General features: G+C 43.7%; 1 protein-coding gene. It reads left to right on the forward strand.

The features are described 5' to 3' along the window. The first annotated feature begins 112 nt into the window (after positions 1-112). On the forward strand, positions 113-1,219 hold the full coding sequence (locus tag JHD69_RS19830) for an ROK family protein (protein WP_199142068.1): 1,107 nt from the start codon (positions 113-115) through the stop codon (positions 1,217-1,219). The last annotated feature ends 36 nt before the right edge of the window (positions 1,220-1,255 follow it).

Genomic DNA, 1,255 nt, shown 5'->3' on the forward strand with positions numbered 1-1,255 from the left:
CCCCCCCCCCCCCCCCCCCCCTCCCCCCCCCCCCCACCACCGACACCTACACATGTCGTGGTTCGTCGGCAGCGTCAGATGTGTATAAGAGACAGGTATAAGTACGCCAAGTATGTTGAAGCTTTTGGCAGATCTGGTAAGCATAGGATGGATTGAAAAAAGCGGTACTGGAGCATCTATTGGCGGCAGGAGACCAGATTTATATGCCTTAAGAGATGAAAGAGCGCTGATCATTTGTGTAGATATTGAGTTATTCAGTACCAAAATTGCCGTTCTGGATAACAACTGTAACTTCATTTCGGAGGTTAAAACAGTTTCCTTGCCTATTTCTAAGAACAGAAGCGATTTTTTTTCTGTGCTGGTACCGCTATTGCAGGAATCGATCGAATCTGTTCCTGCTTTCAAAAGCAAAATCATTGGTTGCTATGTGGGCATGCCGGGATTGGTAAACACCGAAAAAGGCGAAAATTATAGTTATCTGATAGATGATCAAGGAAACAGCTCGTTGGCCGAAGCCTTTGAAAAAGCCCTTAGTTTGCCTGTGATTGTGCAAAATGACATGGCAGGATCGACTATTGCCGAGTTTCGACATGGATTGGCCAAAGGGAAGAAAAATACCCTGGTTTTGCTGATGGATTGGGGTGTTGGATTGGGAATTATTATGGATGGCAAGCTGAGAAGGGGCGCTACGGGATTTTCTGGCGAATTTGGGCATATTCCTTTTGTGGAGAATGGTGCCTTATGTTATTGTGGCAAGCATGGTTGCTTAGAAACGATTGCCTCGGGAAATGCCTTGTCAAAAACAGCACGTGAAGGTCTTTTGTTGGGCGAAAAATCGATGCTGAACGAGTTATCGAAAGAAGAACTGGAAAGAATTGAACCTGAAGCCATTATCAACGCGGCAAATCGGGGCGATCAATATGCCATCAGGTTATTGTCGAGCATTGGCGCAAATATGGGGAAAGGAATATCGATCCTGATCCAGTTATTTAATTCAGAACTCATTGTGCTGACGGGTAAAATTGCAAAGGCTAAACAATATATTACCTTACCGATGCAACAATCTATCAATACGTACTGTATGACGCAGATTAGGGAAGAAGTAACGATAGAAAGTTCTGTACTTGGCGAAAATTCAAGACTTTTGGGCTATGCCACCGACGGAATAGACCGCTTTCTGGAGGCTTATTTGATTAAAGCCAAGAAACTAAAGAAGTAGTTACCATATTTGATTTTCTAACGCAAAATTAAAACC

It is taken from the genome of Pedobacter sp. ASV12 (genome assembly GCF_016429155.1).
In the GTDB taxonomy this organism is placed as follows: Bacteria; Bacteroidota; Bacteroidia; order Sphingobacteriales; family Sphingobacteriaceae; genus Pedobacter.

Excerpts from the sequence above, each read along its gene's own strand:
- JHD69_RS19830 (WP_199142068.1), top strand. The coding sequence starts at position 113 with ATGTTGAAGCTTTTGGCAGATCTGGTAAGCATAGGATGGATTGAAAAA.